The sequence below is a fragment of the Sulfitobacter sp. genome, from assembly GCF_036960155.1.
GTDB lineage: Bacteria > Pseudomonadota > Alphaproteobacteria > Rhodobacterales > Rhodobacteraceae > Sulfitobacter.
Genome location: NZ_JBALWB010000002.1, coordinates 403,817 through 421,920, shown reverse-complemented (window position 1 = coordinate 421,920; position 18,104 = coordinate 403,817). Strand labels below are relative to the sequence as shown.

15 protein-coding genes are annotated in these 18,104 nt (G+C 54.4%); 4 read left to right on the top strand and 11 right to left on the bottom strand.

Going from position 1 to position 18,104, the window contains the following annotated elements; genetic code table 11:
• Positions 1-2 precede the first annotated feature (2 nt).
• Entirely contained in the window at positions 3-686 is a 684-nt protein-coding gene (locus V7775_RS08580; RefSeq protein WP_335751472.1) for a hypothetical protein, read from the bottom strand.
• Between the two features lie 247 nt (positions 687-933).
• Here V7775_RS08580 and V7775_RS08575 point away from each other — a divergent pair, with 247 nt between their 5' ends.
• The 3 genes from V7775_RS08575 to V7775_RS08565 all read left to right on the top strand — a co-directional run bounded on the left by V7775_RS08575 (position 934) and on the right by V7775_RS08565 (position 6,572).
• Entirely contained in the window at positions 934-2,175 is a 1,242-nt protein-coding gene (locus tag V7775_RS08575; RefSeq protein ID WP_335751471.1) for an efflux RND transporter periplasmic adaptor subunit, read from the top strand.
• A complete protein-coding gene (locus tag V7775_RS08570) occupies positions 2,172-6,014 on the top strand; it encodes an efflux RND transporter permease subunit (RefSeq protein WP_335751470.1) in 3,843 nt (1,280 codons plus the stop codon). The genes V7775_RS08575 and V7775_RS08570 overlap by 4 nt, the downstream gene beginning before the upstream one ends.
• Before the next feature lie 93 nt (positions 6,015-6,107).
• Positions 6,108-6,572 carry a DUF302 domain-containing protein gene (locus tag V7775_RS08565; protein WP_335751469.1) on the top strand — a complete coding sequence of 155 codons (465 nt, stop codon included), beginning with the start codon at positions 6,108-6,110 and terminating at the stop codon, positions 6,570-6,572.
• A 117-nt stretch (positions 6,573-6,689) separates the two neighbouring features.
• On the opposite strand, the gene V7775_RS08560 is transcribed toward V7775_RS08565, so the two are convergent.
• Both V7775_RS08560 and V7775_RS08555 read right to left on the bottom strand, forming a co-directional pair.
• Positions 6,690-8,552, bottom strand: a complete 1,863-nt coding sequence (locus V7775_RS08560; protein ID WP_335751468.1) for an ABCB family ABC transporter ATP-binding protein/permease — start codon at positions 8,550-8,552, stop codon at positions 6,690-6,692.
• A 56-nt stretch (positions 8,553-8,608) separates the two neighbouring features.
• Positions 8,609-9,883 carry a LysM peptidoglycan-binding domain-containing protein gene (locus V7775_RS08555; protein WP_335751467.1) on the bottom strand — a complete coding sequence of 425 codons (1,275 nt, stop codon included), beginning with the start codon at positions 9,881-9,883 and terminating at the stop codon, positions 8,609-8,611.
• Between the two features lie 124 nt (positions 9,884-10,007).
• Here V7775_RS08555 and V7775_RS08550 point away from each other — a divergent pair, with 124 nt between their 5' ends.
• A complete protein-coding gene (locus V7775_RS08550) occupies positions 10,008-10,559 on the top strand; it encodes a TIGR00730 family Rossman fold protein (protein ID WP_335751466.1) in 552 nt (183 codons plus the stop codon).
• 85 nt (positions 10,560-10,644) lie between these two features.
• Here V7775_RS08550 and V7775_RS08545 read toward each other — a convergent pair whose 3' ends face one another.
• From V7775_RS08545 to V7775_RS08510, 8 genes are all read right to left on the bottom strand, one after another.
• Entirely contained in the window at positions 10,645-11,244 is a 600-nt protein-coding gene (locus tag V7775_RS08545; protein WP_335751465.1) for a superoxide dismutase, read from the bottom strand.
• A gap of 243 nt (positions 11,245-11,487) precedes the next feature.
• Positions 11,488-11,943, bottom strand: coding sequence for a hypothetical protein (locus tag V7775_RS08540; RefSeq protein ID WP_335751464.1), 456 nt, complete (start codon positions 11,941-11,943; stop codon positions 11,488-11,490).
• Positions 11,943-12,341, bottom strand: a complete 399-nt coding sequence (locus tag V7775_RS08535) for a hypothetical protein (RefSeq protein WP_335751463.1) — start codon at positions 12,339-12,341, stop codon at positions 11,943-11,945. Before V7775_RS08535 ends, V7775_RS08540 begins: the two co-directional genes overlap by 1 nt.
• Positions 12,342-12,414: 73 nt before the next feature.
• Positions 12,415-13,005: a sarcosine oxidase subunit gamma gene (locus tag V7775_RS08530; protein ID WP_335751462.1), complete on the bottom strand. Its 591-nt coding sequence runs from the start codon at positions 13,003-13,005 to the stop codon at positions 12,415-12,417.
• The gene (locus V7775_RS08525) at positions 12,998-16,015 is read right to left on the bottom strand and encodes a sarcosine oxidase subunit alpha family protein (RefSeq protein ID WP_335751461.1); all 3,018 of its coding nucleotides are present in this window, start codon (positions 16,013-16,015) and stop codon (positions 12,998-13,000) included. Before V7775_RS08525 ends, V7775_RS08530 begins: the two co-directional genes overlap by 8 nt.
• A 58-nt stretch (positions 16,016-16,073) precedes the next feature.
• A complete protein-coding gene (locus tag V7775_RS08520) occupies positions 16,074-16,397 on the bottom strand; it encodes a sarcosine oxidase subunit delta (RefSeq protein ID WP_335751460.1) in 324 nt (107 codons plus the stop codon).
• A complete protein-coding gene (locus tag V7775_RS08515) occupies positions 16,391-16,783 on the bottom strand; it encodes a VOC family protein (RefSeq protein ID WP_335751459.1) in 393 nt (130 codons plus the stop codon). The genes V7775_RS08520 and V7775_RS08515 overlap by 7 nt, the downstream gene beginning before the upstream one ends.
• Positions 16,780-18,024 carry a sarcosine oxidase subunit beta family protein gene (locus V7775_RS08510; RefSeq protein WP_335751458.1) on the bottom strand — a complete coding sequence of 415 codons (1,245 nt, stop codon included), beginning with the start codon at positions 18,022-18,024 and terminating at the stop codon, positions 16,780-16,782. Before V7775_RS08510 ends, V7775_RS08515 begins: the two co-directional genes overlap by 4 nt.
• Positions 18,025-18,104 lie beyond the last annotated feature (80 nt).

Here is an 18,104-nt window from a genome sequence, read left to right as displayed (position 1 = left end):
CCTTATCCGTTATTTTCGTCTATCGGGGCACCGCTCAATTCGGGTTCCCCACCCAAGGCTACAATCACCTGCAATGCACGCTGTTGCAAGTCTGGTGTGACCTGCGCATCGCTGAGGATGCCTTGATAGGTCGCAATTGCGCCCTCAACATCACCTTCTTGGATTGAAATCAGTGCCAATTGCTCCTGCGCCATCAAACGTAGGCTTCCGCCCGCTGCGCCCAACGCCTCAAAGCCCTGCTTGCGTGTATTCGCATCCATGGTTTCAGCCTGAAGCGTCAATGCCTTAAACTGTGCAATCTGGCGATAGATTTGCGGAATATCGCCATTGGTCGCCACCGCCTCTAGGTTGCTTACTGCACCCTCAAGGTCTTCGGCGGCTAATTGCTCAGATGCGGTGAGCATGGCCAACACAGCTGCGGCTTGTGGCTCTGATGTTTCTACAGCTTCCAGCGCGGCAACACGTTCCGCAGCCTCGTCGCTCTCGAGCGCGCCTAGCATCGCATCACCCAAGGCTTCCGCTTGCGCGCGCACCTGTGATTTGCGGTACTCTGAAAAAGCAGCACCGCCCACAATTAGCAGCACAGCCAGTACCGCAATCCAGCCATACCGTTTGAGTTTTGCCAACATCTGGTCGCGGCGTAACTCTTCGGTGACTTCTTCAATAAATCCGTCGCTATCGCTCATCTGGCTCTTGCCTTTGCCTAATCGGTTTTGCCCCTCATAACCGAGCGACAGGACCAAGCCAAGGGCCAAGCATACTACACATTTTTTACGCTCCCCCTTGAAGGTCGCCTTGCTTGACCCAAAGTTAAGAAAAATGTTCATTCTGAACTGGGCAGTTCACTTTAGATGCCCTACATAGACGAAAAGATCAGCTGGCGCTCCTATTTCCGGAGAGACGCGGCCGTCCCCACATTCGACGAGGCACTATATGCGCATCTTTCCTGTTCTGGCCGCAGCTCTCTTTGCTGTAATATTGTATATGGCGATTATTGAGCGCCCTACACTCCTTTCTTTCTTTGGCGTTGATGCGTCAGAAGCCGCCCCAGGACCCGATCCTGAGGAAGACGCAAATGCGGCCGAAGTTGTTGCTGACACGCGTGTTAAAGTTGTTACTCAGCTGCTGACGGCCCAAAACATCGATGGTGCAGTGTTGCTGCGCGGCCAAACCGCAGCAGCCCGTCAGGTAGATGTACGCGCTGAAACGACAGCGATTGTTGTCTCCGAACCATTGCGCAAAGGGACGCAGATCGAAAAAGGGCAAATCATGTGCCGCCTTGATGAGGGCACCCGGCAAGCGACGATGGCGCAGTACCGCGCTCAACTGTCCGAAGCAGAATCACGCGTTCCCGAATCTGAGGCCCGTGTCGAAGAAGCCCGCGCAAAGCTTGAAGAAGCCAAGATCAACCAGAACGCCTCTTCTCGTTTGAATGCTGACGGCTTTGCCTCCACAACCCGTCTGGCAAGTGCAGATGCTGCAGTTGCGGCGGCAGAGGCCTCCGTTAGCTCAGCACAGTCAGGTTTGCGTGCAGCCCGTTCTGGCATTGAAGCTGCCCAAGCGGAAGTCGCCATTTCAGAAACCGAACTGGATCGCCTGATCATCAAAGCCCCATTTAGTGGCCTGCTAGAAAGCGACACAGCCGAGCTTGGCTCTTTGCTTCAGGCGGGTGCTCTTTGCGGTACCATCATTCAGCTTGATCCGGTTAAACTGGTGGGCTTTGTCCCTGAAACGGATGTAAACCGCGTTCACGTTGGCGCGTTAGCTGGCGCGCGGTTGGCCGCCGGAAACGTTCAGGTTCAAGGTAATGTGACTTTCCTGTCCCGCTCGGCTGATCCTTCAACCCGTACATTCCTTGTGGAAATCGAAGTTCCAAACCCTGATCTTAAAATCCGCGACGGACAAACAGCCGAAATCTTGATCGCCTCGGATGGCGCAAATGCCCATCTGGCACCACAAAGCGCACTTACGTTGAATGACGAAGGTACATTGGGGCTGCGGCTGGTGGATGCCAACAATATCGTTGATTTCGTTGCTGTTGAACTGGTGCGTGACACTGCCGAGGGCGTTTGGGTAACCGGACTACCGGAAAAAGCGAACGTGATCGTTGTTGGGCAGGAATACGTGATTGAGGGTGTCGAAGTTGCACCCACGCAACGTGAGGTGTCACAATGACAGGTATTGTCGATTGGGCCGCTTCCCGCGCCCGCATGGTACTAGCGTTTATCCTGCTCAGCCTAATTGTTGGCGCTTATGCGTACACCACCCTTCCCAAAGAGGGTGAGCCGGACATTGAGATTCCGGCGCTGTTTGTTTCAGTCCCCTTCCCCGGCATTTCAGCAGCAGATGCAGAAACTCTGTTGCTTAAACCGATGGAAACCGAGCTGAGCGACATGGATGGTTTGAAAACCATGACAGGCACAGCGGCAGAAAACTATGCTGGCTTGGCGCTGGAATTTGAATTCGGCTGGGATAAGACATCGATCATTGCGGATGTCCGCGACGCCATGGGCACCGCCGAGGCGCTGTTCCCTGAAGGGGCTGAGACCTATACGATCAACGAAATCAACTTTTCCGAATTCCCGATCATTATTGTAAACATGACGGGCCCTGTCCCAGAGCGGACAATGGCGCGGTATGCCAAGCAACTGCAAGACGACCTTGAGGGGCTGGATGCTGTCCTAGAGGCAGGCATTGCAGGCAACCGCGACGAGATGCTCGAAGTGCTGATCGATCCGCTAAAGCTGGAAGCTTACGACGTCACCGCAAACGAATTGATCCAGACGGTTCAGAACAACAACCAGTTGATCGCGGCCGGCGAAGTCGAAACCCAGAATGGCACTTTCTCGGTGAAAATCCCTTCCAGTTTTGACGAACCAAAAGACGTTTATGACCTGCCCGTAAAGACCAATGGCAACCGCGTTGTTACCTTGGGCGATCTGGCGCAAATCCATCTAACGTTTGAGGACCGTTTAGGCACGTCCCGGTTTGACGGCGAAGCCTCTGTGGCGCTACAGGTCGTTAAACGCAAAGGCTTTAACCTGATTGAGACAGCCTCTGCCGTTAAAGAACTGGTTGCCATACGCAGTGAGCAGTGGCCTGAAGAACTCAAGACAGCTGTCGAAGTAGGCACTTCTAACGATCAAAGCCGCGTTGTGGACAGTATGGTGCAACAGCTGCTTGGTTCTGTTTTCACGGCGATTGCGCTGGTGATGATTGTTGTGCTTGCCGCACTTGGCATTCGTGCCGCCCTGTTGGTAGGTTTTGCGATCCCGACGTCCTTCTTGTTGTGTTTTGCCTTTCTCGCGCTGATGGGAATTTCGATTTCCAACATCGTTATGTTCGGCCTCATTTTGGCCGTTGGTATGTTGGTGGATAGCGCAATTGTTGTTGTCGAATACGCTGACCAACAACAACAAAAAGGCAGCGGCCCAATGCAGGCCTATGTAGAGGCCGCCAAGCGGATGTTCTGGCCTGTGATTTCGTCTACTGCCACCACGCTGTGCGCCTTCTTGCCCATGTTGTTTTGGCCCGGCGTACCGGGACAGTTTATGGGCATGTTGCCCGTTACCCTGATCTTTGTTCTTTCAGCATCTTTGGTTGTCGCCTTGGTGTACCTGCCTGTAATGGGTGGTGTAACGGGGCGTCTTGAGCAGTGGATGGCCGCGAACATGGAGCGCATCGCAACCCTGCCGTGGTACCTGCATATTTTGCTGTTCCCTGCAGCATTTGTGATGATCTTTCCTGCAATGTCCCTACTTGCGCCTCCAGCTACGGGTGCCAGCGCCCCACTGTTCGCATGGATTGGGATGCAATTTGACGCCATGGATGGGCTAGACCTGCTGACTTCGGTCATCCCAACCTTCGTCAAAGTATTCGGCCTTGTTTTAGTTGCCGTTGCAGTGCTGTTGGTCGCTCTTGGCGGCTTCATGCTGTTCCTGCTGACGCTGTTCGCAGTGCTGACACGCATGGGCAAAGTAGGCCGTTGGCTTGCGTCGCGTCTATTTCGCAAGCAACCCGATCGCATCTATGCAGGCTATCAGCGTTCTGCTTTTGGGCGCGTCATTGAGGCCATTGCAGGCAACCCTGTGATGCCGCTGGTCATGTGCGGCATTGTGTTTGTATTTGTCGGCACCACCCTCATCTTCTTTAGCAACAACTCCAAAGGGGTTGAGTTTTTTGTGGAATCAGAACCTGAACAGGCGATCGTTTATGTTCTGGCCCGTGGCAACCTATCGCTGAATGAAAAGGACGATCTGCTGCGTCAGGCAGAAAAGGTTGTTCTGGAACACCCCGGTATCGCAACGGCATTTGCATTTGCAGGCGAAGGTGGCTTGGACAGCAACACAGGCGGCTCACAAGCCCCCAAGGACCTCATCGGGCAGGTTCAACTGGAAACGATTCCATGGGAAGACCGCGCACTTCAACCTGAGTTGGACGGTGACATTGTCATCGCCGAATTAACCGAACAGCTTTCTGCCATCCCAGGCATCCGGATCGAGGTACTATCCCTTGATCGCGGCCCTGCCTCCGGTAAACCCGTACATTTGCGTTTCAAAACGGACAGTTTTGTCGACCTCGTCGCTGCAACAGCCATGGCCCGAGACCATTTCGAAACTGTTCCTGGCCTCACCTTAATCGAAGACACCCGCCCCCTGCCCGGCATTGATTGGCAAATCGACGTCGATGTCGAGAAGGCCGGCCAATACGGTGCTGACGTTGTCAGCGTGGGCGCAATGGTTCAACTGGTCACGCGCGGCCTGCTGCTGGACACAATGCGAGTAGATAGCTCGGATGAAGAGATTGAAATCCGCGTTCGCCTGCCCGAGCAAGACCGCCTGCTGTCCACGCTGGATACACTCAAGGTTCGGACAGCAGACGGGTTGATCCCATTGTCTAACTTTATCACACGTACCCCCGTACCTAAGTTGGCCGAAATCAGCCGCATCGACCAAAAACGTTACATGGATGTGAAAGCCGACGTGACGCCGGGTATGATGAAAATCGTTAACGCGACCAAGCCGGGCGAAGACGCTGCAAATGCGGTAACTTTCGCCACATTGCGCCCTGCTGGCCAAGATGCTGATTTCACATCAATTGACGGAACCATGTTCAAGTTGACCGATCGCACTGCCGCCGCGCAGGATATGGACCTTCAAGAAAGCTATAACCAACTGGATCTGCGTTTGGTTCCAGTCAATGCAAATGAACGGATCGCTGAGATTACCAAATGGGTTGAGGTCGCCGACCTACCCGACGGCGTCACCTATGAGTGGACTGGCGATCAGGAGGATCAGGCCGAAAGTGGCGCATTCCTACAGTCCGCGTTTACCGCAGCCTTGGGTCTGATGTTCATTATCCTGCTTGCTCAGTTCAACTCCTTCTATAACTCTATTCTGGTACTGATTGCTGTTGTGCTGTCCACAACTGGCGTTCTTATTGGGATGTTGGTGATGGATCAAACATTCTCGATCATCATGACTGGGACAGGCATCGTTGCCCTCGCGGGGATTGTTGTGAACAACAACATCATCTTGATCGATACATATCAGGAATTCAGCCAGTACATGCCAAGGATCGAGGCGATCATTCGCACCGCTCAGGCGCGTATCCGTCCTGTTCTGTTGACCACTATCACAACAATGGCAGGGCTTGCGCCTATGATGTTTGGCCTCTCCCTTAACTTTGCCGACGGTGGCTACACTATCGACAGCCCAACCGCGCTATGGTGGAAACAGCTGGCTACGGCAGTGGTGTTTGGCCTTGGAATCGCAACCGTTCTGACACTCATCGTAACACCGTCGCTTTTGGCCATTCGCGTCTGGGCCACAACCTATGTCGGATGGATTGCGCGGCTGCTGGCGCGGATGTCGATGGGACGTGCAAGCCGTGCTGCCCGTGACTGGGCGCTGAACCGAGATGCCCGCCGCTCTGGCACAGGTGAATTGATCTGGGGGGATGACATGCCAGATCACCCCCGCCGCCATGATCCCTCTACTACTCCGGCAGAATAACGCCGTTACACTCCTTTGTGACTTAAGGCCTCTCGCATAGATTGCGGGGGGCCTTATGCTATGTGGACCCAAACCACCAAAAAGGAACGATCAATGCTGCGCAAATTAATGAGCCTGACAACTGCTCTCTCTCTTGGGTTCGCCGCAACAAGCGCCCCTGCCCACGCCGAGATGATCGCAAAAACCAGCCCCCACTCTGTTGCCGAAACAATGGACCGCCTCGAAGCAGCAGTTACTGCAGCAGGCGCAACCGTTTTTGCCCGCATTGATCACGCAGCGGGCGCCCAAAAGGTCGAGCTGGAACTGCGCCCAACCCAGCTATTGATCTTTGGAAACCCAAAACTCGGCACGCCCGCAATGACAGACAATCAAACTGCGGGCCTTGATCTGCCCCTACGTGTACTGGCCTATGCAGATGGTGAAGGTGTGGTGCATGTCACCTATCACGCCCCTTCCACGCTAGCGCAAACACATGCGCTGCCCGAAGAGGCCAAGTACATCCAGATGATGACAGGCGCGCTGGATAAGCTAACAGGCAAAGCCATCGCGGCGGAGTGACGCTGCGCCGCGCTCTGCCTTATCCTCCAGCGTACTACAGGTAAGGCAGGCGCAACTCAAAACATCATGTCAGGTCCGCCTTTAGGCGGGCCTGTCTACGGGATCAACCCTGAGGCGTTATTCCTCGGCTTGCTGACGATGCCACAACTGTGCATAGCGCCCCTCTTGGGCCAACAGATCGTCATGGGTCCCCTGCTCTACCACTTCGCCTTTTTCCAGAACGATGATGCGGTCTGCTTCGGCAATTGTGCTTAGGCGGTGCGCGATGGTCAACACAGTGCGCCCACGGCCAGCTTGGCGCAATGCATCCTGAATCTCATGTTCGGTTTCACTGTCGAGTGCGCTGGTGGCCTCATCCAGCAACAGAATTGGCGGATCTTTCAACAAGGTGCGCGCAATGCCAACACGTTGCTTTTCACCACCCGATAGCTTCAACCCTCGTTCGCCAACGGAAGTATCATACCCTTCTGGCAATGCGGCGATAAAGTCGTGGATTTGCGCCGCCTTGGCCGCAGCCTCCACATCAGCTTGTGTTGCGCCATTTCGGCCATAGGCGATGTTATAGCCGATGGTGTCGTTGAACAGTACTGTATCTTGGGGGACGACCCCAATTTGGCGGTGCAGCGAATTTTGCGTCACATCCCGCACATCCTGCCCGTCAATTGTCAGGCTTCCCTCATTCACATCGTAAAAGCGGAACAGCAACCGTCCGACAGTTGATTTACCCGATCCGGTTGATCCAACAATCGCTACCATCTCACCCGGCTCCGCTGTTAGACTCACCCCTTTGAGAATTTCGCGATCCTCGCTATAGCCAAACCGCACATTTTCAAGCTTGATCTGCCCCCCACTCACCTGCAAATCGGGCGCGTCGGGTTTATCGTTGATCTCAGATGGCTGTTCGAGCAAATCAAACATCTGCCCCATATCCACAAGTGCTTGCCGGATTTCGCGGTAAACTGTCCCCAGAAAATTTAGCGGCACAGTGATCTGGATCATGTAGGCATTGATCATGACAAAATCGCCGACTGTCAGCGTGCCGTTCTGCACCCCGACTGCCGCCAAAACCATCACCCCAACCAGCCCAAAAGTAATGATCAGAGATTGACCAAAATTCAGGAACGCCAATGAGTAATTCGTCTTCACGGCCAGCTCTTCATAACTTGCCATAGCGACGTCATAGCGGCCTGCTTCGCGAGCTTCGGCACCAAAATACTTCACGGTCTCATAATTCAAAAGACTATCGATCGCCTTTTGGTTGGCATCCGTATCCTGATCATTCATCTGGCGGCGCAGTTTCACACGCCATTCGGTTACGGCAAACGTGAACCAAACATAAAAGCCAATCGTTACGGCCACCACAAACAGGTAGGTCACATCAAACAAGAATGTCAGGATCAGACCAACCATCAACAGCTCAAGGATCAACGGGCCGATGCTAAACAACAGGTAGCGCAGCAGGAATTCTACGCCCTTAACGCCCCGTTCGATGATACGACTTAACCCACCTGTTTTACGTGAGATGTGATACCGCATGGAGAGGCGGTGAATGTGATTAAACGTCTCAAGCGCCAGCATACGCAGCGCGCGTTGCGCTACACGGGTAAAGATAGCGTCCCGAAGTTGCTGAAACCCGACACCCATCAGGCGCGCCATCCCGTAAGCGACGGTCAAGCCGATCGCGCTCAGCGCAAATAGCGGCATGCCCTCCCCCGCAAGCGCATCAACTGCATCGCGGTAAAACAGCGGTGTAGCGACGGTAACCATCTTGGAAACGATCAGCGCAATCAAAGCCCAGACAACCCGTTTCCGCACCCAAGGCATGTCTTTGGGCCACAGATAGGGCGCAACCTTACGCAGCACCCGCAAGGACGACTGGCGCTCTTGTTCCGCAGCGACCTCTTCTTCGGTCACCGCAGATTTTACGGATGGGTTTTGTGATTTGATGTTCTTTGGGGGGGCAGTTCTATCGGCAGCCATGAGGTATCCTATGCAGTCAACTTACTACATAGGGTGTCCATCACCCAAGGACCACCTCAGTTTGGAAGATCAAACACTTGACCGGGATAAATCAGGTCCGGATCACGGATGCTATCCGCGTTCGCCTCAAACACCCGCAGATAAAGGTTTCCTTCGCCGTAGCGATCGCGCGCAATCGCCCAAAGAGTGGCACCCGTCTGGACCGTAATCGATTTTATTGGCCCATCTGACGCGGATGCTTCTGCGAGCACTTCAGCGGATTCGCGTTTGAACGGTGTTTCAACGCGGCTGCTAACATCCCCATCAACACTCACCTCATCAACACGCAGGGTATACACCCCCTCATCGACATTCGGCAAATCACCGCGCCAGCGGCCATCTGCATCAACAGGCAAGCTGATGACTGAACGGTTATCAAGATATACCCGTACCCTTGCTGTGTCAGGCTGTGCACGCCCTGCTAGTTGCACGTCACCCAGATCCGAGTACCCAATGGTATCCAATGCAATTGCTGTCATTGCTTCGGGCTGAACGGGGTTAAGCAGGCGCACACCCGTTTCATCGGATTTCAGAACCGCTATACGCGCGGGTTCAGGCTCGGGTTCGCTGTTCTCAATGGCTGAGGCCACAGTAACATCACCCTCAGTGTCTGGCGCATCAGCGGTAACAGTCTCAGTTACCGGCACATCGTTTATCGGCACATCGTTGGCAACGGTTTCATTGGCGGGCGCACTTGCCGAAACTTCGGGCTCTGCCTTGGCAAGCGGCGTGTCCTGTGGCGCAGCTTCGCTCGGTTCTGGAGCGGCCATTGCGGTCACAGTTGGGGCTTTGGTAGGCGCGAGGATGATCTCATCCAGAGACGCTGCTTCCTCATCTCCCTCGTCTGCCCCCTGAGAGGACAGGCTCACCACTTGTGCAGTGTCTTTAGGCGGTAGAACGGCAATCGCGGCAAAGCCACCCTGACTGTCGGCCTTGGCGGTGGCGACCTCGTCTCCGTCCACAATAATCTTTACGTCACTTAACGGCTCTGCCCGCCCTGCGATGACGGTTGTGCCATCTGTCTCTCTGCGCAGCTCGTCAAAGCTTGGCTTTTGGGGGACTAGTGTGGTTTCAGGAGATACAGCAATCGCCTCCTCATCCTTTGGCACAACTTCGGCTACCACGGTCTGTGGTGCTTGTGCAGGAGTGCTGGCCGCAACAACAGGATCAGCCTCTGGTGACAGGTCACTGCCGAAACCGATGTAAGCCCCAAGGGCAAGGACAACGACCATCCCGCCACCCGCGACAACAGCGCCCGCGGTGCCTCCAAGGCTTGCCAACATCTTGCTCATTAAGAACTTCCCTTTTTGCGCCACGTCTAGTGTGCGTTGAGCCTTTGTAGCGGACAGGGTATCACGGGTCAAAATACCAAATCGTGACCACGAATTATTCTTAAAAGTGATGCAGGAGTTCCCAATGTCCATGAAATCCGTCTGTGTGTTCTGTGGCTCGCGCCCAGGAGACGACCCCACCTTTACAACAGATGCCGAAACCATGGGTGCGGGCATTGCCGCAAACGGGTGGCGTTTGGTGTATGGCGCAGGCGATGTTGGACTGATGGGGAGTGTCGCGCGCGCGGCCCAACAGGCTGGTGGTGAAACCTTTGGCGTGATCCCTGCGCACCTTGTCGCGTGGGAAGTCGGCAAGACAGACCTGACCACCTATATCGTCACTGAAACCATGCACGAACGAAAGAAAGTCATGTTCATGAACAGTGATGCACTGGTTGTTTTGCCCGGCGGTGCCGGATCACTGGATGAGTTATTTGAGGTGCTTACGTGGCGCCAGCTGGGCTTACATGAGAAACCAATTTTTATCGTGAATACAAAAGGATATTGGAATCCATTAAAGCAATTGATGAACCATGTGAGCGACCGCGGCTTTGCAGATGAAAGCGTTTTGAATTACCTCACATGGGTGCCTGATGCTGATGCCGCTCTTGCGGCAATAAATACTGAGTTCGGTTAAAACCACCCTTTCCAAAGAACCAATAAAAAAGCCCCGCAAGCACGATGCTGCGGGGCTTTCTAATTTTAAATCTGGTCGTGACCGCTTACATGCGGGATGCGACGTTTTCCCAGTTCACAAGGTTATCAAGGAAGTTTGTGAGGTAGCCAGGACGCGCGTTGCGGAAGTCGATGTAGTAGGAGTGCTCCCAAACATCACAGCCCAGCAGAGTTGTCTGACCGAAGCAAACAGGGTTCACGCCGTTTTCAGTTTTGGTAACCTTCAGGCCACCATCTGTGTCTTTAACAAGCCATGCCCAGCCGGAACCGAACTGGCCCGCGCCTGCTGCTTTGAACTCGTCTTTGAATTTGTCGACGGAACCAAAGCTCTCGATGAGTGCTTTTTCCAGCTCACCCGGCATTGCGGATGCGTTAGGGCCCATCATTTCCCAGAACTGGTTGTGGTTCCAGAGCTGGCTGATGTTGTTGAAGATACCGTTCTGCGCAACCGAAGTTGCGTTGTAAGTGCCTTTGATGATTTCTTCGAGGGATTTGCCAGCCCACTCGGTGCCTTCAATCGCTTTGTTGCCGTTCACGACATAGGCGTTGTGGTGCTTGTCATGGTGGAACTCCAGCGTCTCGGCGCTCATGCCTTTTGATGCTAGGGCGTCGTGGGCGTAGGGAAGATCGGGAAGTTCAAAAGCCATTTGGGCCTCCATTAAAGTCAATTCAATTACACCTAAATGAAGTGCGCATAGGACCTTCGTCAAGGTCAACTCGTGAAAGAACTCGGTTTCTCTTTAGCAAAGAGGTAAACTTTAGCTCTCTGGACAATATAGCGCAGGCCGTTGTGCAGCAACACCGCGCCGTCAACGCCCGCACTGCAACCTGAGGCTCGGGGGCAGAAAATAACCGTGAGTTTTGCGACAACCTTGAGGGGCCTATATTGTTCACCTCAGGCTTTTGGGAAAGCCCTTAGCATTATTGCGCTTTACACAACTGCCTTTGCCCGTAAAACGTTGTGGGTAGCCTACAGGCTTTGCCAAGACGGACAAACCTAGCGTCTTCAGATTCAATTTTGCTGTGTAGCTGAATGTAGGGACCCGCTGGCCCACACTATCGGTCGCTCCCGCGATATTCCAAGTCAATCGCGAGACATCCCCCGATGTGCGCGCACGCGCGTTCATAGGTCCGATTTCGAAATTAAGCAAAACACTGTCTATAACCTTAACAGCTCCACTGTCCTCAAAGACAAAGGCCATTTTTTGAGATACCCACCCGTTAGCCCGTTTACTATTCAGATCGCACTCATACAAAACGCCAGCTCCCATCGCAGGCGTACTTATTAGTGCTGCAAGGGCAAGCGCACAAAACTTCAATTTCAAGCCCTTTTTTTCGATATTCATCACTTGATCATCTCGCAGGTGCCTGAACCACTGATCACATTATCAGAACCATGAAGTCGCCCACTCAGCGTGAATTTTCCGCTATTCGGACGCAATGTAACCTTGTAGCTGATAATTGAGCTGCCGCTGTTGCTCGTCTGAATGCCCTTCACGGTCCAATTGAACTGAAACCTGTTATCGGACCATTTCTTGAACTTTACAGGAATTGGCGCCTTGTGGACTTCTTGAATAGCGAAATCAAATGCAGATCCAACGTTTTTCTCTCGGTCAACACCTAGAATCATCACATTTGAAACCCAGCCGCCGCTTCCGTAACTCTCAGTTGTACATTCATAGGACTCAGCCGCAGCTGCGATTGGGGATAGCGCCAAAATTGCGCTCAGGAACAATGACTTCACGATAATACTTCCATGTTGAGATATCTCAACATGGCAAACCAACCCAGAACTCACAACCCCTACGCGAAGATAATTATCCGCGTTTCGCGACGTCCCAATTCAGGTCTACTTCTGATCCGGACTGTGCCGCACCGCTAAGGACGTCAAAGACGTATTGCGCGACCGAGCGGAAGCAAACCACATGGAATACTCCCTCTTGTGGCATCCAGAACGCTGCCGCGACCTGCGCGATGCGCGTCCGGCGGAACATACCTGGCGTGAACTGGGCAGGCGCCAGATCAACAGGTGCCAGTTTTGCCATCACTTCGCGTGCGTTGGGTCCGCGCACCTCAAACACAGCGCGCGCATCAGACACGTTCACCGCCAGCGCGTGCTCTTTAGCTAACTTGCCCTGCAGCTCTGTCAGCTTACTAGCTGCATCCGTGTAGTCGCACATGATCAACAGCTCATCGGAGGACATCCAAGCCATCCCACCCGCGTCCTGTGTCACGCATGTGCGTTGATCGGGCATGCTCACCCCTGCGACGGCCACTACGGCTTTTTGCAAGGATTTTGCAGACAGATCACCACGCAAGGTGATCATGCCAACCGCGCCCAATTCTGTGACCGTGGCGATGCCACTGTCAAAATTGGCGTTATTCAAAGCGGATACTGGATCAGACATTCTGCTTCGCCCCTTCTTTATCGTAGAACACCGGATCAACGATCCGCGCGTTATAGGTTTTTCCGTCCGTTCCCGGGAACTCAAGCACGTCGCCCATGCGGTCGGGTCCGTTATGGACCAGCCCCATCGCGATACCTTTGCCCAAAGTCGGCGAATGATAGCTAGAGGTCACGCGCCCAATCATGTTGCGCTGACCGTTTTCATTTTTGCCCTCGCCCACAGCATACGCACCGTCCGGCAGCACGGAACCATCAGTGGTTTCCAAGCCAACCAGCTTCCAACGGTTAGGATCAGCCATATGCGAGCGCTGTTGCGAGCGCTTGCCCAGATAGTCCTCTTTCTTCTTGGACAGAGCCCAATGCAAATTAAGGTCTTGCGGGATTACGGTGCCATCACTTTCGTCGCCGATCATGATAAAGCCCTTTTCAGCGCGCAGAATGTGCAAACACTCCGTGCCATAAGGCATCACACCCAGATCAGCGCCAGCTTCCATCAGCGCGTCCCAGAACGCCTGCCCGTGGTTCGCATCAACTGCAATTTCGTAAGATAGCTCCCCCGAGAAGGAAATCCGGTAGACGCGCACCTTAAAGCCGCCAATCTCGCCGTCCGCCCACTCCATAAAGGCAAGCGCCTCTTTGGAGACATCCATGCCACCTAGCTTTTCCAGCGCCTTGCGGGCGTTGGGGCCAACAACGGCGATTTGCGCGTATTGTTCGGTGACGTTGGCGACATAAACCTTCATGTCCCACCATTCGGTCTGCAGCCATTCTTCCATGTGGGCGTGAATGGTTTCAGCGCCGCCTGTGGTTGTGTGGCACAGCCAAGTGTCTTCATCGATGCGCGCAACAACACCGTCATCAATCAGGAATCCGTTGTCGTTACACATCAGGCCGTAACGGCATTTACCCTGCTTTAGGGTGCTCATCATGTTGGTGTAGAGCATATCAAGGAACTTGCCCGCGTCCGGCCCTTTGACGATCAGCTTGCCGAGTGTTGAGGCATCCAGCAGGCCCATCTTTTCGCGGGTATTGGTAACCTCACGCATAACGGCGTCATGGGTGCTTTCCTCGCCCTGGCGGTACGCATAAGGGCGACGCCACTGGCCAACAGGTTCCCACTCAGCACCGTTGTTATCATGCCAGTCATACATCGGTGTACGGCGGATGGGTTGGAACGCCGCATCCCGTGCTTCGCCACCAATCGAGGCCATTGAGATCGGGTGATATGGCGGGCGGAACGTGGTTGTACCAACCGCAGGAATGTCCTCACCCATCGCTTTAGCTAACGTCGCAAGACCGTTGATATTGCTCAACTTACCTTGATCAGTAGCCATGCCTAAAGTTGTATAGCGCTTGGCATGTTCTACCGACACAAAGCCCTCTTGTGCGGCAAGGCGTACGTCAGAAACCTTTACGTCGTTTTGATAGTCGAGCCATGCCTTTTCGCGCAGCTTTACGCTGGCACCTTGGGGCATCAACCAGACCGGAGCCATCGGCGCTTCTTCACGGCGCTCGCCCTTGGAGGCCGCTGTGCCTTTGGGCAGTTTTGTTCCGATACACCGCAACACGCCGTCGGCTGCCGCAAATGCGTCATTCAGCAAATCATCCAAAAGGAACGTGCCCGAGGCCGCCCCTGCTGTTGAGACAAATTGCCCGCCGTCTGCGCCTTTTGGAGCGTTATCAGGATCTGGAATGAAGCACGCGTTTGTTGTGTCCCATGTCAGCTTGCCACCGCAATGAGACCACAGGTGAACAACCGGAGACCAGCCGCCAGACATCGCAACTGCATCACAGTTGATCTCCTCAAGCACAGCACCCTCGCCCGCTTGTGCACAGATCTCTACGCTGGTGACGCGCTTGCCGCCTTTGACCGATGAAATACCGTGTCCCATCAAGACGCGGATGCCCAACGCTTTGGCCTGCACCATTACGTCACTGTCTTGTGACTGAACACGTGCATCCAGAATGGCTGGCACGTCTAGCCCTGCATGCTTTAGCGCAATCGCTGTCAGGTAGGCGTCATCGTTATTGGTGACTACAACCGTGCGGTCCCCGGCAGATACGCCAAAGTTCACAACATAGTCGCGCATCGACGCGGCTAGCATCACACCCGGAATGTCGTTCCCAGCAAAGCTGAGCGGGCGCTCGATTGCGCCTGTCGCTGTGATGATGTGTTTCGCGCGAATGCGCCACAAACGATGGCGTGGGCCCGCTTTTTCAGGGGCGTGATCTGTCAGTTGTTCGTAACCCAGCACATAGCCGTGGTCGTATACGCCTGCACCCATCATGCGGGTGCGCAGTGTCACGTTCTCCATGCCTTGCAGCTCGGCCAATGTGGCGTTGATCCAATCTTGGGCTGTTTTGCCATTGATCTCGCCGCCATCAACAGGCGTGCGGCCACCCCAATGGGCTGTTTGCTCAATCAGCATCACACGTGCGCCGGACAATGCAGCCGCGCGCGCAGCCTCTAGGCCAGCAACGCCGCCCCCCACAACCAGAACATCGCAGAAGGAATAGAAATGCTCATAGCTGTCATCGTCACGCGTCTTGGGTGCGCGCCCCAAACCAGCCGAGTGGCGGATGATCGGCTCATACACGTGCTTCCACAGGGGACGCGGGTGGATGAACATTTTGTAGTAAAAACCAGCAGGCAAAAAGCGGCCAAGGTGCTTGTTAATCGCGCCTACGTCGAACTCAAGGCTGGGCCAATGGTTCTGGCTTTGCGCGGTGAGGCCGTCAAACAGCTCGGTTGTGGTCACACGGGCGTTCGGCTCAAACTTACCCTCTTCACCTAGGTTCACAAGGCCGTTTGGCTCTTCTGGGCCAGCTGCAACAATGCCGCGCGGACGGTGATATTTGAACGAGCGGCCCACCAACATCTGGTCATTCGCCAGAAGTGCGGAGGCCAGCGTGTCGCCCTCATAGCCGTCCATGTGTTTGCCGTTAAAGCGAAACTTTACAGCTTTGGATTTGTTCAACAGGCGGCCGCCTGTGGCGAGACGGGTGCTCATGATTGTGGCTCCATCGCGAAAGTTGAGTGCGGGAAAAGGTCAGATACAGGAAACAACATCACGCGTTACCCCGCCATCCAGGACGCTTTACGTCGATTTGAACCAGCAGTTCCTCTGGGGGATCATAGGTTTGCGCACTATAAGTGCCGAACACCTCAAGGGTCATCGTACAGCGCGCCATATGGAACCACTTGCCGCAGCCATTCTGGTGACGCCACCGTTCAAAGTGCACACCTTTGGGGTTTTTGCGCATAAACAGATAGGTTTCCATCTGGTCATCGCTGCTGCCAACCGTGTGGCGCGTGATATGCGCCTCCCCGTGGGCGTGGAATTCGGTTTCTTCTGCGGTCACACCGCAGCAAGGGCACGATACAATTAGCATAGAGCCAGTTCCTTTTTCATAGCGTCAAGACGCGTCGTCAGGGAGCCTACATGAAGCTCAAGCCGGTTTCCGTCGGGATCGCAAAAATACAACGACGCACCCTCAGATCGGTTCTCTTTCCAAATCTGCACGCCGCTATTTCTCACGTGTTGGGACAATATGTCAAAATCACTTGGATCCACATCAAACGCAAAGTGAGTATAACTATCAGAAGGTTGCGCCCGCTCATCCAGAGACAAACAGAACCACAGATCACCAGCTGTGAAATACGCGCCCTGCGGCCATTCATGCGCAAGCACTAGACCAAGTGTATCGCGGTAAAACGGGATCGCGCGCTGCAAATCACGGGTAGCGAGTGTGATGTGGTTCAGGCCGCGGACCTTCAATGTGCCACTCCTGCGGCAACGCTTTCATCAATAAAGCGGCCTTCGGTAAAGCGTTCTAGGCCAAATGCGTCAGTCAACGGGGAGCGGCCCTTGGCCATCAGCTCGGCCATGGCCCAACCGGAGCCTGGGATCGCTTTGAACCCGCCCGTACCCCAACCACAGTTAATAAAGATACCATCAACAGGTGTTTTACTGAGGATCGGAGAACGGTCGCCTGTAACATCCACAATACCGCCCCATTGGCGCAGCATCTTGAGCCGGCTCACCATCGGGAAGGTCTCGACCAATGCGCGCACGGTTTCCTCGATGTGGTGAAAACTGCCGCGCTGGGTGTAATTGTTATAGCCGTCGGTGCCGCCGCCAATAACCATTTCACCCTTGTCAGACTGGCTCATGTAGCCGTGAACTGTGTTAGCCATTACAACCACATCCATGCAGGGTTTGATTGGTTCAGACACAAGCGCCTGAAGGGCCACAGATTCGATGGGAAGACGGAAGCCCGCCATTTCGGCGAGGTGACCGGAGTGGCCAGCAACAACCATACCCAGCTTGTCACATGAAATATCGCCGCGTGTGGTGTTCACGCCAGTGACTTTGCCACCCTCAGACTGAATGCCCGTCACTTCGCAGCGCTGGATCACGTCCATGCCCATATCAGAGCAGGCGCGCGCGTAACCCCATGCAACCGCATCGTGGCGCGCTGTGCCGCCGCGTGCCTGCCACAGGCCACCCAGTACAGGATAGCGCGGACCAGCCAGATTGATGATCGGAACCAGCTGTTTGACCTTCTCAGGGCTGATGAATTCAGTTGGGACCCCCTGCAACATGTTGGCATGTGCTGTTCTCTTGTATCCACGCACTTCATGTTCGGTTTGTGCAAGCATGATAACCCCACGTGGGGAAAACATCACATTATAGTTGAGATCTTGTGACATCGTTTCATACAAGGAACGCGATTTTTCGTAGATTGCAGCGGATGGATCTTGCAAATAGTTGGATCGAATGATGGTTGTGTTGCGGCCCGTGTTGCCGCCGCCCAGCCACCCTTTTTCCAAGATGGCGACATTGGTTATGCCGAAGTTCTTGCCCAAATAATACGCTGTCGCGAGGCCATGGCCGCCCGCCCCGACGATAATTGCGTCATAACGTTTCTTTGGGGCCGCATCGCGCCATGCGCGGGTCCAGCCAGTGTGGTGACGCATTGCTTCGCGTGCCACGGCAAATACGGAGTATTTTTTCATCGCTGAGGTCCCTGACGCAGATAAGGAATGGATTCGGGCTTAATGTAACCCGTTGTGGTCTTCATGGGGGAGTTTCCCGA

Coding starts and splice junctions, on each gene's coding strand:
- V7775_RS08580 (WP_335751472.1), bottom strand. CDS start 686: ATGAGCGATAGCGACGGATTTATTGAAGAAGTCACCGAAGAGTTACGC.
- V7775_RS08575 (WP_335751471.1), top strand. CDS start 934: ATGCGCATCTTTCCTGTTCTGGCCGCAGCTCTCTTTGCTGTAATATTG.
- V7775_RS08570 (WP_335751470.1), top strand. CDS start 2,172: ATGACAGGTATTGTCGATTGGGCCGCTTCCCGCGCCCGCATGGTACTA.
- V7775_RS08565 (WP_335751469.1), top strand. CDS start 6,108: ATGCTGCGCAAATTAATGAGCCTGACAACTGCTCTCTCTCTTGGGTTC.
- V7775_RS08560 (WP_335751468.1), bottom strand. CDS start 8,552: ATGGCTGCCGATAGAACTGCCCCCCCAAAGAACATCAAATCACAAAAC.
- V7775_RS08555 (WP_335751467.1), bottom strand. CDS start 9,883: ATGAGCAAGATGTTGGCAAGCCTTGGAGGCACCGCGGGCGCTGTTGTC.
- V7775_RS08550 (WP_335751466.1), top strand. CDS start 10,008: ATGTCCATGAAATCCGTCTGTGTGTTCTGTGGCTCGCGCCCAGGAGAC.
- V7775_RS08545 (WP_335751465.1), bottom strand. CDS start 11,244: ATGGCTTTTGAACTTCCCGATCTTCCCTACGCCCACGACGCCCTAGCA.
- V7775_RS08540 (WP_335751464.1), bottom strand. CDS start 11,943: ATGAATATCGAAAAAAAGGGCTTGAAATTGAAGTTTTGTGCGCTTGCC.
- V7775_RS08530 (WP_335751462.1), bottom strand. CDS start 13,005: ATGTCTGATCCAGTATCCGCTTTGAATAACGCCAATTTTGACAGTGGC.
- V7775_RS08525 (WP_335751461.1), bottom strand. CDS start 16,015: ATGAGCACCCGTCTCGCCACAGGCGGCCGCCTGTTGAACAAATCCAAA.
- V7775_RS08520 (WP_335751460.1), bottom strand. CDS start 16,397: ATGCTAATTGTATCGTGCCCTTGCTGCGGTGTGACCGCAGAAGAAACC.
- V7775_RS08510 (WP_335751458.1), bottom strand. CDS start 18,024: ATGAAAAAATACTCCGTATTTGCCGTGGCACGCGAAGCAATGCGTCAC.